18 protein-coding genes are annotated in these 15326 nt (G+C 71.3%); 7 read left to right on the forward strand and 11 right to left on the reverse strand.

Annotation, left to right across the window (positions count from 1 at the left end; translation table 11 throughout):
* Positions 1-131 precede the first annotated feature (131 nt).
* The 5 genes from ACIBK5_RS31085 to ACIBK5_RS31105 form a co-directional block, all read right to left on the reverse strand.
* Positions 132-986 (reverse strand): aldo/keto reductase, encoded by an 855-nt coding sequence (locus ACIBK5_RS31085; protein ID WP_399024663.1) that lies wholly within the window; start codon positions 984-986, stop codon positions 132-134.
* Positions 987-1024: 38 nt separating this feature from the next.
* The gene (locus ACIBK5_RS31090) at positions 1025-2635 is read right to left on the reverse strand and encodes an FAD-binding oxidoreductase (RefSeq protein ID WP_399024665.1); all 1611 of its coding nucleotides are present in this window, start codon (positions 2633-2635) and stop codon (positions 1025-1027) included.
* Positions 2636-2818: 183 nt separating this feature from the next.
* Positions 2819-3268: a nitroreductase/quinone reductase family protein gene (locus tag ACIBK5_RS31095; protein WP_391101509.1), complete on the reverse strand. Its 450-nt coding sequence runs from the start codon at positions 3266-3268 to the stop codon at positions 2819-2821.
* Between the two features lie 256 nt (positions 3269-3524).
* Positions 3525-4988: an aldehyde dehydrogenase family protein gene (locus ACIBK5_RS31100; protein ID WP_399024667.1), complete on the reverse strand. Its 1464-nt coding sequence runs from the start codon at positions 4986-4988 to the stop codon at positions 3525-3527.
* Between the two features lie 95 nt (positions 4989-5083).
* Positions 5084-5908: a helix-turn-helix transcriptional regulator gene (locus tag ACIBK5_RS31105; protein ID WP_189725931.1), complete on the reverse strand. Its 825-nt coding sequence runs from the start codon at positions 5906-5908 to the stop codon at positions 5084-5086.
* A 343-nt stretch (positions 5909-6251) separates the two neighbouring features.
* On the opposite strand from ACIBK5_RS31105, the gene ACIBK5_RS31110 reads away from it, so the two are divergent.
* Complete coding sequence (locus ACIBK5_RS31110) at positions 6252-6755, forward strand: ATP-binding protein (RefSeq protein WP_399024669.1); 504 nt, start codon at positions 6252-6254, stop codon at positions 6753-6755.
* Positions 6756-6848: 93 nt separating this feature from the next.
* Here the strand turns inward: ACIBK5_RS31110 and ACIBK5_RS31115 are convergent, their stop codons facing one another.
* The 5 genes from ACIBK5_RS31115 to rpmG all read right to left on the reverse strand — a co-directional run bounded on the left by ACIBK5_RS31115 (position 6849) and on the right by rpmG (position 9569).
* The gene (locus ACIBK5_RS31115) at positions 6849-7067 is read right to left on the reverse strand and encodes a DUF397 domain-containing protein (RefSeq protein WP_221299255.1); all 219 of its coding nucleotides are present in this window, start codon (positions 7065-7067) and stop codon (positions 6849-6851) included.
* 597 nt (positions 7068-7664) lie between these two features.
* Positions 7665-7901 carry a 30S ribosomal protein S18 gene (gene rpsR / locus ACIBK5_RS31120; RefSeq protein WP_399024671.1) on the reverse strand — a complete coding sequence of 79 codons (237 nt, stop codon included), beginning with the start codon at positions 7899-7901 and terminating at the stop codon, positions 7665-7667.
* Positions 7902-7907: 6 nt separating this feature from the next.
* Complete coding sequence (locus tag ACIBK5_RS31125; RefSeq protein WP_399024673.1) at positions 7908-9140, reverse strand: CobW family GTP-binding protein; 1233 nt, start codon at positions 9138-9140, stop codon at positions 7908-7910.
* A gap of 4 nt (positions 9141-9144) precedes the next feature.
* Positions 9145-9402: a type B 50S ribosomal protein L31 gene (locus tag ACIBK5_RS31130; RefSeq protein ID WP_399024675.1), complete on the reverse strand. Its 258-nt coding sequence runs from the start codon at positions 9400-9402 to the stop codon at positions 9145-9147.
* Between the two features lie 2 nt (positions 9403-9404).
* Complete coding sequence (rpmG, locus tag ACIBK5_RS31135) at positions 9405-9569, reverse strand: 50S ribosomal protein L33 (RefSeq protein ID WP_193483085.1); 165 nt, start codon at positions 9567-9569, stop codon at positions 9405-9407.
* Between the two features lie 64 nt (positions 9570-9633).
* Here rpmG and rpmB point away from each other — a divergent pair, with 64 nt between their 5' ends.
* The 4 genes from rpmB (at position 9634) to ACIBK5_RS31155 (ending at position 11521) form a co-directional block, all read left to right on the forward strand.
* A complete protein-coding gene (gene rpmB, locus ACIBK5_RS31140) occupies positions 9634-9870 on the forward strand; it encodes a 50S ribosomal protein L28 (protein ID WP_399024677.1) in 237 nt (78 codons plus the stop codon).
* Positions 9870-10175 carry a 30S ribosomal protein S14 gene (rpsN, locus tag ACIBK5_RS31145; protein WP_399024679.1) on the forward strand — a complete coding sequence of 102 codons (306 nt, stop codon included), beginning with the start codon at positions 9870-9872 and terminating at the stop codon, positions 10173-10175. Before rpmB ends, rpsN begins: the two co-directional genes overlap by 1 nt.
* Positions 10176-10357: 182 nt before the next feature.
* Complete coding sequence (locus tag ACIBK5_RS31150) at positions 10358-10864, forward strand: hypothetical protein (protein WP_399024681.1); 507 nt, start codon at positions 10358-10360, stop codon at positions 10862-10864.
* 114 nt (positions 10865-10978) lie between these two features.
* Positions 10979-11521, forward strand: a complete 543-nt coding sequence (locus ACIBK5_RS31155) for a DUF4232 domain-containing protein (protein ID WP_399024683.1) — start codon at positions 10979-10981, stop codon at positions 11519-11521.
* 7 nt (positions 11522-11528) lie between these two features.
* Here ACIBK5_RS31155 and ACIBK5_RS31160 read toward each other — a convergent pair whose 3' ends face one another.
* Positions 11529-12641 (reverse strand): DUF2786 domain-containing protein, encoded by a 1113-nt coding sequence (locus ACIBK5_RS31160; protein ID WP_399024685.1) that lies wholly within the window; start codon positions 12639-12641, stop codon positions 11529-11531.
* A 75-nt stretch (positions 12642-12716) separates the two neighbouring features.
* On the opposite strand from ACIBK5_RS31160, the gene ACIBK5_RS31165 reads away from it, so the two are divergent.
* Both ACIBK5_RS31165 and ACIBK5_RS31170 read left to right on the forward strand, forming a co-directional pair.
* The gene (locus ACIBK5_RS31165; protein ID WP_399024687.1) at positions 12717-13460 is read left to right on the forward strand and encodes a Clp protease N-terminal domain-containing protein; all 744 of its coding nucleotides are present in this window, start codon (positions 12717-12719) and stop codon (positions 13458-13460) included.
* Between the two features lie 140 nt (positions 13461-13600).
* Complete coding sequence (locus ACIBK5_RS31170) at positions 13601-15292, forward strand: bifunctional 3'-5' exonuclease/DNA polymerase (RefSeq protein ID WP_399024689.1); 1692 nt, start codon at positions 13601-13603, stop codon at positions 15290-15292.
* Positions 15293-15326 lie beyond the last annotated feature (34 nt).

Raw genomic sequence — 15326 nt, forward strand, 5'->3', positions numbered from 1 at the left:
GCCCCCGGCCTGCTCGTTCCCCGGCTCCTCGTTCCCAGGACTCTCACTCCCCGGCCTGCTCGTTCCCAGGACTCTCACTCCCCGGCTTCCCCCTCCTGGCTTCCCACTCCCGGCTTCTCACTCCCGGCTTCTCACTCCCCGTCGAGCAGGGTCAGCTGCTCGTCGTCGAGGGCGATGTCCGCCGACGCCATGTTGGACCGCAGATGGGACAGGGAGGCCGTGCCCGGGATGGGCATCAGGGCGGGAGAGCGGTGCAGCAGCCAGGCGAGCGCCACCTGCGTCGTCGTCGCACCCGTCTGCGCGGCCACCCGGGCGAGCGCACTGTCCGGGGCCGGCCGGGCCGTACCGGCGAGCGGCTTCCAGGCGATGAAGGCGATGCCCTCCCGCTCGCAGTGGTCCAGCTCCTTCTCGTAGCGCCGGTCGTAGAGGTTGTACTTGTTCTGCACGCTCACGACGCGTGCCACGCCCCGGGCCTGCTCGATCTGCTCCACCGTCACCTCGGAGAGCCCGATGTGGCGGATCTTCCCCTCGTCCTGGAGCTGCTTCAGCGCCCCGACCTGGTCCTCCAGCGGCACCTGGGGATCGACCCGGTGCAGTTGGAAGAGCTCGATGCGCTCGAGCCGCAGCCGGCGCAGGCTCAACTCGGCCTGCTGGCGCAGGTAGTCGGGCCGGCCCAGCACCCGCCACTGGTGAGGGCTGGGCCGGACCTCGCCCGCCTTGGTGGAGACGACCAGGCCCGGTGCGTAGGGGTGGAGCGCCGACGCGAGCAGTTCCTCGTTGGCCCCGAGCCCGTAGACGTCGGCGGTGTCGATGAACGTCGCGCCGAGCTCCACCGCGCACCGTGCGACCTCGGCGGCCTTGTCCGGCCGGGTGGGCGGGCCCCAGTGGTGGGGGCCCGTGAGCCGTAGCGCCCCGAAGCCGAGCCGGCCCACGGTGAGGTCGCCTCCCAGGGTGATCTGTGTACCGAGGGCTCGGCCGGGTCGCACGGTGACGGTTTCCTTTCAGCCGGGAATCAGGGGAGGGATCAGGGAAGCCGGACGGAGAGCGGGTGCTGGAAGACGCCGCGGGGGTCGTACTTCGCCTTGACCTTCTGGAGGCGGCGGTATCCGTCCTTGTAGTAGAGGGTGTGCCAGGGCACGTCCGAGGTGTTCCAGCGCGGATCGGCCAGGTCGGTGTCGGGATAGTTGATGTAGCAGCCGTCGTGCTCGTCGTTCGGCACGGGGACGCCGCCGGTGTCGCGGAACACGTCCCGGTACAGCTCGCGGATCCAGTTCAGGTGCACGTCGTCGAGGCCCGGGTCCATCCAGGTGGCGGAGAACCACGCCTTGAGGATCGAGTCCCGCTGGGGCACCGCGGTGGCACCGGGCGCCACGGTGTTGACCTTCCCCCCGTACGAGTAGAGGTCGACGGCCCCCCACCCCTCGAACGCGGGGTCGGTCAGGTGCTTGTGGACGGTCTTGATGCGCTCGGGCGTCCAGGTGCGCCTGAGGTAGGCACTCTTCGACTTGTGCCGGTCGTAGCCACCGGTGTCGAAGCGTGCCCCGAGGGTGGCCTGGAGCCAGAGGTCCTCGGCGTGCTCGATGGCCGGCTCCAGCCCGGTCCCCGCGTTGACGGCGTCGACGTACCGCTCGATCAGTTCCGCGGCGTCGGCGCGGCCGCCGTCGAAGCGGATGTCCAGGGAGATCGAGCCGATCGCGTGTGTGTTGAGGTGCAGGGTGCTGTAGAGGCTGCCGTACCGGGCGTCGGCGTGGTTCTGCTCGTACCACTTGCCGAAGTTGGTGACGAGCTTGGTGAACTTGGCCAGGTCGAGATCGGCCCACGACCAGGTCACATAGGTGGAGCGGAGCCGGGTGGGCGGCTTGGGCAGCAGGCCCGAGGGGTCGTCGCCCGAGGCCCCGGGCGTACGGAACAGATAGCGGGTGACGATGCCGAAGTTGCCGCCGCCTCCGCCGGTGTGCGCCCACCAGAGATCGTGGTGGGGATCGTCCCGCTCACGGGTGGCGGTGAGGGTGCGGGCCTTGCCGTTGGCGTCCACCACCACGACCTCGACGCCGTACAGATGGTCGACGACGGTGCCGTCGCGACGGGTCAGCGGGCCGTACCCACCGCCGGCGACATGCCCGCCGGCGCCGACCTGGGGGCAGATCCCGGCGGGCAGGGTCACGCCGTAGTCGTAGAACAGCGTGCGGTAGACCTCGCCCAGGGTGGCGGCGGGCTGCACGGCGAACGCCCGGTGCTCCTTGTCGAAGTAGACCGCGCGCATGGGCGAGGTGTCGATGAGCACCCGGACGTCGCGGTGGTCGGCGAAGTTCTCGAAGCAGTGCCCGCCGCTGCGGACCGCGATCCGCTTCCCGGCCGCCACGGCGTCCGTGACGACCTGGTCGATCTGCTTGGGCGTGTGGACCACGTGCACGAGGTCCGGTGACCCGACGAAGCGGGCGTTGAATCCCCTGGCGACCAGTTCGCCGTACCGGGGGTCGGCGGCGGCGACCGTGGTGACCGGCGCCTCCGGCACACACACGTTGGCCCTGGCCCGCGCGGCCTCGGCCGGTGCCGCGGCGGCCCCCGTGGTGGCGACCGCCGCGGCACCCGCCCCTGTGGTTCTCAGAAATCCGCGGCGACTGAATCCGCCCATGACACACACCCAACCCTTCGATGAGAAACGAGTGGGTGGAACGGCGCGATGACGCGTCCCCCCCTCACGGCACGGCCCCCTGCCGTCCGCGCGCGGGACCCGGGATGAACCGGGTCCTCGACCGACGCGCACTCCCCCGAGCATCGCCGTAGCCGCCCCCTCACCGGAGGCGTCGGACTCCCCTCAGTCCTGTGCGGGCTCCTGTGGCTCCAGCACGATGACGGGGATCTTCCGGTCGGTCTTCTTCCGGTAGCTCTTGTACTGCGGAAAAATCACGGTCATCGCCTCCCACAGGCGATCCCGTTCCCCCTCTTCCGCCTCCCTGGCGACCGCCTCGAACGTGTCCGCGGCCACCTGCACTCGCACCCGCGGCTCCGCCAGCAGGTTGAGGTACCAGTGAGGATGACGGTCGGATCCTCCGTTGGACCCGACGACGACGTAGTTGCCCTGATCCTCCCCGTAGATCAGTCCGGTCCGCCGCAGCGCCCCGGAGCTGCGGCCCCGTGTGGTGAGCAGCAGCGTCGGCTTTCCGTACCAGATGTGCCCCTTCGAACCCTCGCTGGCCACGTATCGACGCACATGCGTGGCGACCCAGCCGGTCGGGCTGTCGAGGACCTCGTCCTGTTCGTGCATGCACTCACTCCGTCCGTCGGTGGGCACAACGTATCACCGGATACTCCAATTTGAGTATCACCCAGCACTCGCCCTCAAACCACGTGATTCAAGGGGGAGTTGCGCTGTACGACTGCTTGTGGCAGCCCCGACGGACGCGGTACGAGCATGGTGGGCCGGACCGGCCTCACGCAACGAAATCCGGACATCGGCCAGCCGCCTTCGACCGCTTCTCGAGTGAGTCTCGAGCAGCGGTCCCGTGACGTGCGGAGGTGCTCTAGAAGGGGAACCCGCTGCGCCCGTGCTGCACCGAGATCCACTTGGTCGTGGTGAAGGAGTCCAGCATCGTGTCGCCGTTGAGCCGGCCGATGCCGGAGTGCTTCTCGCCGCCGAAGGGGACGATCGGCTCGTCGTGGACGGTGCCGTCGTTCACATGGAACATGCCCGTGTCGATCTGCTTGGCGAACGCGACGCCCCGCTCGATGTTCCCGGTGTGGACGGCGCCGCTCAGACCGTACGGGGTGTCGTTGACGAGGCGTACGGCCTCCTCCTCGCCGTCGAACGGGACGAGGAACGCGACCGGCCCGAAGACCTCCTGCTTCAGCAGGGCCGAGCCGGCGGGGACGCCGGTCAGCACGGACGGCTCGACGAGGTTGTCCGTCCGCCCGCCGCGCACCAGGGCCGTGGCGCCCTCGGCGAGGGCCTGCTCGACCACGCCGGAGACGGCGTCCGCCTGCGAGGAGTTGATGACCGGGCCGATGACGGTCCCCGGGTCGCGCGGGTCGCCCGTCTTGAGGGTCTTCACCTTGGCGACGAACTTCTCGGTGAACTCGTCCGCGACCGAACGGTCGACCAGGACGCGGTTGGCGGCCATGCAGACCTGGCCCTGGTGGACGTACCGGCTGAAGACCGCCGCGTCGACCGCGTAGTCGATGTCGGCGTCGTCGAGGACCACCAGCGCGCTGTTGCCGCCCAGTTCGAGGACCGAGCGCTTGAACAGCCGGGCGCAGACGGTGGCCACGTGCCGGCCGACCGCGTCGGAGCCGGTGAAGGAGATGACCTTGGGGACCGGGTGCTCGATGAAGGCGTCGCCTATCTCCGCGATGTCGGTGATGACGACGTTCAGCAGACCGCCGGGCAGCCCCGCGTCCTCGAAGATCTTCGCGACCAGGGAGCCGCCGACGATCGGGGTGTTCTGGTGCGGCTTGAGCACCACGGCGTTGCCGAGCGCGAGCGCCGGGGCGACGGACTTCAGCGACAGCAGGAAGGGGAAGTTGAAGGGGCTGATCACGCCCACGACGCCGACCGGCACGCGGTAGACGCGGTTCTCCTTGCCGTCCACCGGCGAGGGGATGATCCGGCCTTCGGGCGCCAGCGCCAGATGGACCGCCTCGCGCAGGAACTCCTTGGCGAGGTGCAGCTCGAAGGCGGCCTTCAGCCGGGTGCCGCCGAGCTCGGCGATGATGGCCTCGGAGATCTCCGCCTCGCGCTCCTCGATCAGGCGCAGGGCCTTCTCGAAGACGGCGCGGCGGGCGTACGGATTGGTCGCCGCCCACTGCTTCTGGGCACGGGCCGCGGCCTGGTACGCCTGATCGACCTCGTCGGCCGTGGCTATGGTGATCGACGCGAGCTTCTCGTCGTCGTACGGGTTGAAGTCGATGATGTCCCAGGAGCCGGTACCCGGGCGCCACTCACCGTCGATGTACTGCTGTGCAAGGTCGGTGAAGTAGGACGACGACATGTGATCCCTCGATCCCTAAGCAGACCTCTGATCGCGTCTTCACGATCTGATCACACGTCATCGTACTTCTGTTTCAGATGAGTTGGAGGAGTCCTTCAGGAGAGTTGGAGGAGCCCTCGCAGAAGGTCCCGGCTCTCCGAGGGGCCCGGGCTGTCGCTCTGCAGTTCCTTGAGCGCCTTCTCGTACTGGGCGACGTCCTCGGCCTTGTCGAGGTACAGCGCGCTGGTGAGCTGCTCCAGGTAGACGACGTCCGAGAGATCGGACTCCGGGAAGCTGAGGATCGTGAACGCGCCACTTTCGCCGGAGTGGCCGCCGAGGCTGAACGGCATGACCTGGAGGCGTACGTTGGGCCGCTCGGAGATCTCGATGAGGTGCTGGAGCTGACCGCGCATCACCTCGCGGTCGCCGTAGGGACGGCGCAGGGCGGCCTCGTCCAGGATGATGTGGAAGTCGGGAGCCCGCTCGTCGACGAGGTACTTCTGCCGCTCCAGACGCAGCGCCACCCGCCGTTCGACGTCGGCCTCGCTCGCGCCCTGCATGCCCCGCCGGACCACCGCGTGCGCGTACGCCTCGGTCTGCAGCAGGCCGTGCACGAACTGCACCTCGTACGCCCGGATCAGCGAGGCGGCGCCCTCCAGGCCGACGTAGGTCGGGAACCAGCTGGGCAGCACGTCCGAGTAGCTGTGCCACCAGCCCGCGACATTGGCCTCCTTGGCCAGGGACAGCAGGGAGGCGCGCTCCTGCTCGTCCGTGATGCCGTACAGCGTGAGCAGGTCCTCGACGTCCCTGGTCTTGAAGCTCACCCGGCCCAGCTCCATCCGGCTGATCTTCGACTCGGAGGCGCGGATCGAGTAGCCCGCCGCCTCGCGCGTGATGCCCCGCGCCTCACGCAGACGCCTGAGTTGTGATCCGAGCAGCATGCGCCGCACCACCGATCCCGGCTCTCCCGCGCTCACGTTCGCCAGCCTCCCCAACGTCTTCAGGGCCCGAAGTCTGCCACTAAAACACTCCGAGCAGTACTCGTCCGGTTACGGAAACGGAATCGCATCGGAGAACGCACGCGCGCGAATGCAAGAAGGAGGCATGCGAACGGCCGGAGAGAGACGCGAAGATGACGGAAAAATTGACCAACAAGCGGTACGGGACGGCTCATTCCGGTCACCTGCACGTGCATCTGCCCTTGCATCTGCTGAACGCATCCGAAACCATGGTCCCGCACCACCGCCGCATCGCACCGACCGCGAATTCTCGGGAGTGCCTCGCATGGGGACGAATGGATCAACCATGCTCGAGCCGTTACGGCAGGGCCTTCCGCCGCTTGATCCAGCGGCCGTGTCCGACGCCGCCTCCTGCGCTCTGCCCGCCCGCTACGAAGCGGTGCGCGACGCGCGCCGGTTCACCCGCGGGACCCTCGACCAGTGGGACATGGGCGACCGCTTCGACGATGTCTGTCTGGTGGTCTCGGAGCTCGTCACCAACGCCCTGCGGCACGGCCTGCCGGGGAACACGGTGTGCGCCGGCGGTCAGGAACCTCCCGTGCGGCTGCATCTGATGCGCTGGACCGAGCGTCTGGTGTGCGCGGTGCGCGACCCCAGTCACGACAGTCCGGTCGCCCGGGAGACCGACGACTTCTCCGCCGAGTCGGGCCGCGGGCTGTTCCTCGTCGACTCCTTCAGCGACAGCTGGGGCTGGCATCCGCTCGCGGGCGCGCTCAGCGGCAAGGTGGTCTGGGCGCTGTTCCGGCTGCCGCGGTCCGGCTCCGAATGAGAAACCGCGGCGCTTCCTGGCGCCGCGTTTCTACGCGCGTCACAGCGCGTGGATTTCCGATTACCCCCGGTTTGTAAGGGGCCTGTCGACTCGTCAGCCGCCCACCAGGTGGTCGAACTCGCCGTCCTTCACACCCAGCAGCATCGCCTCGATCTCCGCGCGGGTGTAGACCAGCGCGGGCCCGTCCGGGAAGCGCGAGTTGCGTACGGCCACCTCCCCGCCCGGGAGCCGGGCGAACTCCACGCACGAGCCCTGCGAGTTGCTGTGCCGACTCTTCTGCCAGGCCACACCGTTCAGCCCGGCGGCCGCCATCCCGTTGTACACGTCGTGGTCCACAGGTCGCTCCCCGGTGGTGCACTGGCTTATGTGGCCATTGATGCAGTGGTCAACTGACCCGGATCATAGCTCTGTTCATGTGCTGATGCATGAGCAGATGCACGTGCACGCGGGGTGGTCCTGCGGTTACAGCTTTGACGACCGCTTTACCGATGCCCTCGTCTGTTGTGACGGCCCTGCCTGCTCGCGCGTTCCCGGGGGCAGACGGGGAAGTCGGCGGGTTCGGCGGAGGTCCGGTGGAGGCGGAGCATCCACTCGGCGGCGGGGACGAGGGGCCCGGCGGGGCCCGCGGCCGAGAAGAGGGAGCTGGCGGCGCGCGGGCCGGGGACCGGGCGGCAGCGGGCCAGGCTCGATGCGGAAGACGACCGACACCTGCGGGGCCAGGGAGAAATGGGCCTCTCGCAGTACCGGGACGTCGTCCTGCGGGCCGGTGTCCGGCTCGCACCATCGGCGGACAGGCGGTCGGCTTCCCGGCCCTGACGGTCCGCCCGGCGTGCACGTGAGGGAGGTCCGGAACGCAGGCATGAGGTCCCCCACGCGTCAAGCGTGGGGAACCTCACCCGGGCCGGGCGCTCAGCGTCCTGCGTACGGCAGCAGCGCCATCTCGCGCGCGTTCTTGATCGCCTTGGCCAGCTGCCGCTGCTGCTGCGACGACACCCGGGTGACCCGGCGGCTGCGGATCTTGCCGCGGTCGGAGATGAACTTCCGCAGCAGGTCGGTGTCCTTGTAGTCGATGTACGTGATCCCGGCCTGGTCCAGCGGATTGGGACGGTTCTTGGCGGGGAGCTTGCGGTCGGGCTTGCGGGGCATCGGGGATCAGACCTCCAGGAGGGTGTCGAAGGCGTGCGGCAGCCGCTGCCAGGCGTCGCGCCCGGCGGCGTACTCGGCGTCGGTCAGCAGGCAGGACTCCAGCAGCCGCTCCAGGCCGTCCCGGTCGAGGCCGGGCGAGGTGAAGACGAGGTGCTGGCCGCGGTCGCCGTGCTCGGGGTGCCAGTCCAGCGCGGCGGCGGCGCGGCGCACCGGCGGGACCATCTCCCAGGCCGCGTCCGGCAGGGAGGCCAGCCAGGGCCCGGCGCTCTCCACGCACAGGGCCCCGCCCGCGGCGTCCCAGTGGTACAGCGTGTCGGGCTTGTCGGCGAGCCAAAAGCGCCCCCGGCTGCGGGCCGCCGCGCAGGTCAGGTCCTCCAGGGCGGCGTACAGCCGCTCGGGGTGGAACGGGCGGCGCCTGCTCCAGACCAGGGTGGAGACGCCGTGCGCGTCGGCCTCGGCGGGCAGCAGGGCGCAGGCCGGGTGCTGGGCGGCCGCAGCGGCCTCCACGTCGAAGCCGGCCAGGGCCGCCTCGGCCAGCGGCGTCAGCGGGCGCCGGCGCGGGGCCGGCACCGTCAGACCGTCCTCGGCCGGCCCGTCCGCCAGGTCGCCCCGGCCGATCGGGACCTGGCGGGCCGTCGGGTGCAGCTGTGCGAGCAGCTCGCGGTCCTCGTCGTCGGCCTCGGGGGACTCTGCGACCGCCAGGACGGGGGCGTACTCCAGCTGGCGCGCGAAGGTGTCGGCCACCGTGCGCTGGTCGGTCGCGGCGGCGGCGAGACCGCCGTCGGCCAGGTCGTCGCCGTTGCCGAGGTACGGCAGGACCAGGGCCGGGTCGACGGCGGTGAGCACACCGGTGACGGTGAGCCCGCCGGCCGTGACGACCTCGGCCATCGCCTTGGGCTCGACGGAGTCCCACAGCTCGACGACGGCCAGCGGCGTCCGCCCGGCGTCGGCGAGCCGCTCCAGCTCGGGGACCAGGTCCTCGCGCAGGGCGCAGCAGGCACAGTCGTTGACGAGCGGCGCCTCGCCCGCGTCGAGGACGCCGGTGGCGTCCCTGACGGTCCGTACGACCGTGCCGGCCGCGGCCGTGGCGAGGTCGTGATGGAGGGCGACGCTGCCGGGCACGTCGGCGAGCAGCCGTGCCACGGCGGCCCTGCGGGCGTCGGCGTGCAGCCCGCCGACGATCACGACGGAGAGACCGGGAAGACCGGGGAGACCGGAGCGACCTGAAGGGGCAGTCACCGGATCAGCCCTTCTTTCCGTACCGGCGCTCGAAGCGCTCGACGCGCCCCGCCGTGTCCAGGACGCGGGCGGTGCCGGTGTAGAAGGGGTGGCTCGCGGCGGAGATCTCGACGTCGACGACCGGGTAGGTGTTGCCGTCCTCCCACTCGATCGTCTTCTCGACTGCCCCGGCCGAGAGGGTCGAGCGGGTGAGGAAGGCGTAGTTCGCGGCACGGTCGCGGAAGACGACCGGGCCGTACTCCGGGTGGAGTCCCTCGCGCATGGTCAGCGCTCCTCTCGGAAGTCGACGTGGCGGCCGGCGACCGGATCGAACTTGCGCAGGATCATGCGGTCCGGGTCGTTGCGGCGGTTCTTGCGGGTCACGTAGGTGTAGCCGGTTCCGGCGGTGGACCGGAGCTTGATGACCGGCCGGAGTTCGTTGCGTGCCATGCCGCTACACTACTGAAAATGAATTCCATTTACATCTCCTGAGTCAGAGAGGTACGTCACCACCATGTCCGCGCACTGCATGCTGACCGGCGCCCAGCCCGGCTTCGGCAACCGCATCTCGCACTCCCACCGGCGCACGTCCCGCCGGTTCGACCCGAACATCCAGTCCAAGCGCTACTGGCTGCCGGGCGAGGGCCGGTACGTCCGCCTCCGGCTGAGCGCCAGGGCGGTCAAGACCGTCGACACGATCGGAGTGGAGGCGGCCGTCGCCCGGATCCGCGCCCGGGGAGTGAAGGTCTGATGGCGAAGAAGAGCAAGATCGCGAAGAACGACAAGCGGCAGGAGGTCGTCGCGCGCTACGCCGCCCGGCGCGCCGAGCTGAAGGAGACCCTCCGGCGACCGTCGTCGACGGAGGCGGAGCGCCTCGCCGCACAGGCGGAGTTGCGCAGGCAGCCGCGTGACGCGAGCGCCACGCGGGTCCGCAACCGTGACCAGGTGGACGGGCGCCCGCGCGGCTACTTCCGGGCGTTCGGGCTGTCGCGGGTGAGTCTGCGGGGGCAGGCGCACGCGGGGTATCTGCCGGGGGTGCGGAAGTCGTCGTGGTGAGACGGGGCGGGGCGCCGGGGGCGCGCCCCGTGGCCCCGCCGTCCCGGTAGAGGGCCGACGGGGTCGTCCCCCGGGTCTCTTGACGGGCCCTGGTAGCTTGCTTCGGTCGTCCGGCACAGGGGCCGGTCGGTTCCGTCCGGGCCGGTCGGCCGGCTACAGCTTGGGGGCTTGCAGTGACTTCGGTGATCTTCTCGCGTCGCACGGGAGCACGTCGGGGGCTGCGGGTCGCGGCCGTGGCCGCGGGCCTGGCGGGCGCGCTCGCGCTGACCGCGTGCAGCAGTGACGGCGACTCCGGGGACGACTCCGCGTCCAGCCCGGCCCCGTCGCCCTCGGCGTCCGCCTCCACCGGCGGCGGCTCGGGCGGCTCCGGCTCCGGCACGGGCCTGGAGGGCAGCTGGCTCGCGACGACCGGCGGCAAGGCCGTGGCCTTGGTGGTCACCGGCAAGCAGGCCGCGCTCTTCGCCACCGGCGGGAGCGTGTGCAGCGGTACCGCCGGCGAGGAGTCCGGGATGCGGATGATCCGCCTGAAGTGCACGGACGGCAGCAAGGACCGGACGACCGGCATGGTCGACTCCGTGAACAAGGCAAGCCTGAAGGTCACCTGGGAGGGCGGCCTCGGCTCGGAGACCTACACCAGGTCCGAGGGCGGCAAGCTGCCGACCGGGCTGCCCACGGCGGGCCTCGGATAGCAGCGAGTTTCGACGACGCCCCCTAGGGCGGCCTGCCGGGTGCGTGATGGTCCGTCCGTCCGAGATGATCCCTCCATCGGAACCGCTCACCGCCATCACGCACCAGAGGTCCCCATGCGCACCCTTCCTCCCCTCGCCCTGGCCGCCGCCCTCGCCGGGACACTCCTGCTGACCGCCTGCGACGACGACGGGGCCGGCACCGATGACGTCAAGAACGCGGACCGGCCGGCCTCTTCGGCCTGTGCGGTCGGCGACATGGGCGTGGAGGTCGGTGCCGGCGCCGCCCCGGCCGCCGGGGACACCGGCACCGTCACCGTGACGCTCACGAACAAGGGCGCGCAGTGCACGCTGAAGGGCTTCCCCGGCGTGGACCTGATCGCCGACGACAGCACGACCTCCGTGTCCCCGGACCAGGCCGTGAAGGCCCAGCCGCTCACGCTCGGCAAGGGCGGCACCACGTCCTTCACCATCACCTACGTCCGGGGCGAGGCGGGCTCCCCGAAGAGCCTCCCCGTACGGAAGGCGTCCTTCACCCTGCCCGGCGCCAAAGCGGACGCGCGCGAGCTGACGTGGTCGTACGGCGAGGTCGCCCGGAGGGACGGCGAAAGCGGCGCGGCACAGGCCTCGGTGAGCGGCTTCGAGTCCTCGGGCGACTGACCGGAGATCAGCGCAGCGGCGGCCGGTGCCCGACCTGGGCGCGGTCCGCCGCCTGCGCGCCCTCCGTCCAGCCCGCCGCGTCGCGCACACCGCGCAGGCGGGTCGTGGTCGTCTCGGGGAACATGTGGTCCAGCCGTCCGGTGACCGCGACGTCGCGGGTGGCGAGGACGGGCAGCAGGTCGTCGGTCACCTGGGCTTCCGCCACTTCCGTCAGACGGGTGCCGATGCGGTGGGCGTAGGCCGCGAGGAAGGACTGCCGGAACGTCTTGGTGCGCTTGCGGCCCCCGGCGCGCTGGGCGGCCTCCGCCTTCGTCATCGCGGTCGTGGCCTGCACGAGGAGCGAGGTGTAGAGGAGTTCGACCACCTCCAGGTCCGTTTCGAAGCCGACGACGGTGGAGAACCGGAGGGGTTCGTTCCACACCGCGCGGCAGTGGTTGGCGGAGGCGACGGCGTCCAGCAGTACCGCCTTGGCCTGCTCGTACGGCGGTTCCACGCCGATCCGGCAGGCTCCGGGAGTGTCGGGCGAGGGGGCCCGCGCCGCGAGCAGCGCCTCGTCGACGCTGTGCCGGGCCATCAGCTCCTGCGCCTTGGCGCTGAGCGCCTCCGCCTCCTCCGGGAAGCCGGTGGCCTCCGCCTTGGCGAGCAGGGCCCGGATGCGGGTGAGCATGCGGGACTCGGTCCTGGCCCCACCGGTCGTCTCCCGGGGAGCCTCGTCGAGGGCCTCGAGGGCGGGCAGCCGCAGCAGCAGGCGGTACAGCTCCAGCACGGCCGTGGCGTGCGAGAAGCGGTCGGTGCGGGGCGGGGCGTCGGCGGGGAGTTCCGCGAGCTGCGCGCTCCAGCGGCTGCCGCGGGCGCGATCTCCGGGTGCCTGCGCCCTGATCAGCGCGGCCACCAGGAGCACGTGGACGTCCTCCAGCTCACTCCGGACGATCCGTACGACGTCGGTCGGCTGCCAGCCGCGCCGCCAGGAGGCCGCCACGAACTCCTCACCGCGCCGGGCGAGTTCGGCATCCGACGCCGGGTCGGAGGCGAGCAGGGACGCGCCGGTGTCGAGGGCCGTCTCGCCGGTCGCGTACAGGGCCGCTTCGAACGCGCGGTCGACGGTGGGGGACGTACTCACGGGCCCGATGGTGCCACGCACCGAGGTGTCAACTCACGGTTGACACCCATGGATGCGCAACCTACGGTTGACACCATGACGACGAACCCCGACATCACGTCATCCGTGCGCCTCGACGACCTGATCGCGGCGATCAAGAAGGTTCACCAGGAACCCCTCGAGCAGCTCCAGGACGCGGTGATCGCCGCCGATCACCTCGGGGAGGTGGCCGACCATCTGATCGGCCACTTCGTGGACCAGGCCCGGCGTTCGGGCGCCTCCTGGACGGACATCGGCAAGAGCATGGGGGTCACCCGGCAGGCCGCGCAGAAGCGCTTCGTGCCGAAGGAGTCGGCCGACCTCGACCCGAACCAGGGCTTCAACCGCTACACGCCCCGCGCCCGCAACACGGTGATGGCCTCGCACAACGCGGCCAAGGCCGCGCACAACGCCGAGGGCCTGCCCGAGCACCTCGTCCTCGGTCTGCTGGCCGAGCCCGAGGCTCTCGCCGCCAAGGCGATCACCGTCCAGGGCGTGACCCTCGACGCGGTGCGCGAGGCGGCCACGGCGGCGCTCCCGCCCGCCGTCGAGGACGCCCCGGAGCTCGTGCCGTACGGCCAGGCCGCCAAGAAGGTCCTGGAGCTCACCTTCCGCGAGGCCCTGCGCCTGGGCCACAACTACATCGGCACCGAGCACATCCTGCTGGCCCTGCTGGAGCACGAGAACGGCGAGGGCGTCCTCAGCGGCCTCGGCATCGGCAAGGAGCGGACCGAGCAGTACGTCGTGACCGTGCTGGAGAAGATCACGCGGGCGCAGCAGGAGACGCCGGACGAGTCCTGACACCGTCGTGGCGGCGGGCTGCGGCGGCGGCTGCCGGCTGCGGCTATCGGCTGCGGCTGCGGCTGCGGCTGCGGCTGCGGCTGCGGCGATCGGAAGGGCGATCGGGGGGCGTTGTCAGACCCCCCTGGCAGACTCGCCGCATGGCCGACCGGTGGGCGCTCGCTCCGGCCGAGGACGGTGGCGTGGACGTCGCCCCCCTCGGTCCGGACGGGCTGCCCGCCGGGCCGGTGCGGCGTGAGACGGATCCCGCCGAGGCCGTGCGGAGCCGCCCCGGTGTCACGCGGTGGGTGTGGCGGTCCACCGCCGAGGTCTACCCGCGCCTGCTCGCCACGGGGGTGCGAGCAGAGCGGTGCTACGACATCGAGGCCGCCGAGACACTCCTCCTCGGCCACGAGGGGCGGTACGGGGAACCACGCTCGGCCGCGGCCGCCCTGGCCCGGCTGCGCGGCGGCCCCGTACCGCCCGATCCGCCCCAGCGGTCCGCCGAACCGGGCTCGCAGTCCTCCCTGTTCGAGCCACAGGGCGTCCCGCTCCCCTTGCCGGACCTCCTCGCGGTCTACGCCGAGCAGCAGCGGCGGCACGAGAGCGCCGAGCACCCTGGCCGCATGCGGCTGCTCACGGCCGCCGAGTCGGCGGGCATGCTGGTGGCCGCGGAGATGAACCGCGCCGGGCTGCCCTGGCGCGCCGACACGCACCGCGCGGTACTGCACGACCTGCTGGGCGAGCGGTACGCGGGCGGCGGCGAGCCACGCCGCCTGGCCGAACTGGCCGACGAGGTGTCCACGGCCTTCGGCCGCCGGGTGCGGCCCGACCTCCCGGCCGACGTGGTCAAGGCCTTCGCCCAGGCCGGGATCAAGGTCTCCTCGACCCGCCGCTGGGAGATCGAGTCGATCGACCACCCGGCCGTGAAGCCCCTGATCGAGTACAAGAAGCTGTACCGCGTCTGGGTCGCCCACGGCTGGTCCTGGCTCCAGGACTGGGTCCGCGAGGGGCGGTTCAGACCCGAGTTCCTGGCGGGCGGGACGGTGACCGGGCGCTGGGTCACCAACGGCGGGGGCGGGCTCCAGATCCCCAAGGTGATCCGGCGGGCCGTGGTCGCCGACCCCGGCTGGCGGCTCGTCGTCGCCGACGCCGACCAGATGGAACCGCGCGTCCTCGCGGCGATCTCCCGCGACCCCGGGCTGATGGAGGTCGCGGGCCGGGAGACCGACCTGTACCAGTCCGTCTCCGACCGCGCCTTCTCCGGCGACCGCGCCCAGGCCAAACTCGCCGTGCTCGGCGCGGTCTACGGCCAGACCTCCGGCGACGGCCTGAAGAACCTCGCCGCGCTCAGACGTCGCTTCCCCAAGGCGGTGGCGTACGTCGACGACGCGGCCCGCGCCGGCGAGGAGGGCCGGCTCGTGCGGACCTGGCTCGGCCGGACCTGCCCGCCCGCGGCGCGGGGGACGGACGACGCGACGGAGGAGGCCGGCATCCCCGTCTCCGACGACGACCACCCCGGCACCGCCGCGCCCTGGGTGCCCGGCTACGCCTCCACCAACGCCCGCGCCCGCGGCCGCTTCGCCCGGAACTTCGTCGTCCAGGGCAGCGCCGCCGACTGGGCCCTGCTCCTGCTCGCCGCACTGCGCAGGACCTGTGCGGACCTCGCCGCCGAGCTGGTCTTCTTCCAGCACGACGAGGTGATCGTGCACTGCCCCGAGGAGGAGACGGAGGCGGTCGTGACGGCGATCCACGAGGCAGCGGCCCTGGCCGGCCGACTGACCTTCGGACAGACCCCGGTGCGGTTTCCGTTCACCACGGCGGTGGTGGAGTGCTACGCGGACGCCAAGTGAGGGGCCGGCACCGGCCGGTTGAGCAGTCGGTCGA

The organism is Streptomyces sp. NPDC050546 (assembly GCF_044457425.1).
GTDB lineage: Bacteria > Actinomycetota > Actinomycetes > Streptomycetales > Streptomycetaceae > Streptomyces.

What these genes read in the sequence shown, in the direction of transcription:
- rpsN (WP_399024679.1), top strand. Translation starts at nt 9,870, where the DNA reads ATGGCGAAGAAGAGCAAGATCGCGAAGAACGACAAGCGGCAGGAGGTC.
- ACIBK5_RS31165 (WP_399024687.1), top strand. Translation starts at nt 12,717, where the DNA reads ATGACGACGAACCCCGACATCACGTCATCCGTGCGCCTCGACGACCTG.
- ACIBK5_RS31100 (WP_399024667.1), bottom strand. Translation starts at nt 4,988, where the DNA reads ATGTCGTCGTCCTACTTCACCGACCTTGCACAGCAGTACATCGACGGT.
- ACIBK5_RS31170 (WP_399024689.1), top strand. Translation starts at nt 13,601, where the DNA reads ATGGCCGACCGGTGGGCGCTCGCTCCGGCCGAGGACGGTGGCGTGGAC.
- ACIBK5_RS31105 (WP_189725931.1), bottom strand. Translation starts at nt 5,908, where the DNA reads ATGCTGCTCGGATCACAACTCAGGCGTCTGCGTGAGGCGCGGGGCATC.
- rpmB (WP_399024677.1), top strand. Translation starts at nt 9,634, where the DNA reads ATGTCCGCGCACTGCATGCTGACCGGCGCCCAGCCCGGCTTCGGCAAC.
- rpmG (WP_193483085.1), bottom strand. Translation starts at nt 9,569, where the DNA reads ATGGCACGCAACGAACTCCGGCCGGTCATCAAGCTCCGGTCCACCGCC.
- ACIBK5_RS31115 (WP_221299255.1), bottom strand. Translation starts at nt 7,067, where the DNA reads ATGGCGGCCGCCGGGCTGAACGGTGTGGCCTGGCAGAAGAGTCGGCAC.
- ACIBK5_RS31155 (WP_399024683.1), top strand. Translation starts at nt 10,979, where the DNA reads ATGCGCACCCTTCCTCCCCTCGCCCTGGCCGCCGCCCTCGCCGGGACA.
- ACIBK5_RS31130 (WP_399024675.1), bottom strand. Translation starts at nt 9,402, where the DNA reads ATGCGCGAGGGACTCCACCCGGAGTACGGCCCGGTCGTCTTCCGCGAC.
- ACIBK5_RS31095 (WP_391101509.1), bottom strand. Translation starts at nt 3,268, where the DNA reads ATGCACGAACAGGACGAGGTCCTCGACAGCCCGACCGGCTGGGTCGCC.
- rpsR (WP_399024671.1), bottom strand. Translation starts at nt 7,901, where the DNA reads ATGCCCCGCAAGCCCGACCGCAAGCTCCCCGCCAAGAACCGTCCCAAT.
- ACIBK5_RS31090 (WP_399024665.1), bottom strand. Translation starts at nt 2,635, where the DNA reads ATGGGCGGATTCAGTCGCCGCGGATTTCTGAGAACCACAGGGGCGGGT.
- ACIBK5_RS31110 (WP_399024669.1), top strand. Translation starts at nt 6,252, where the DNA reads ATGGGGACGAATGGATCAACCATGCTCGAGCCGTTACGGCAGGGCCTT.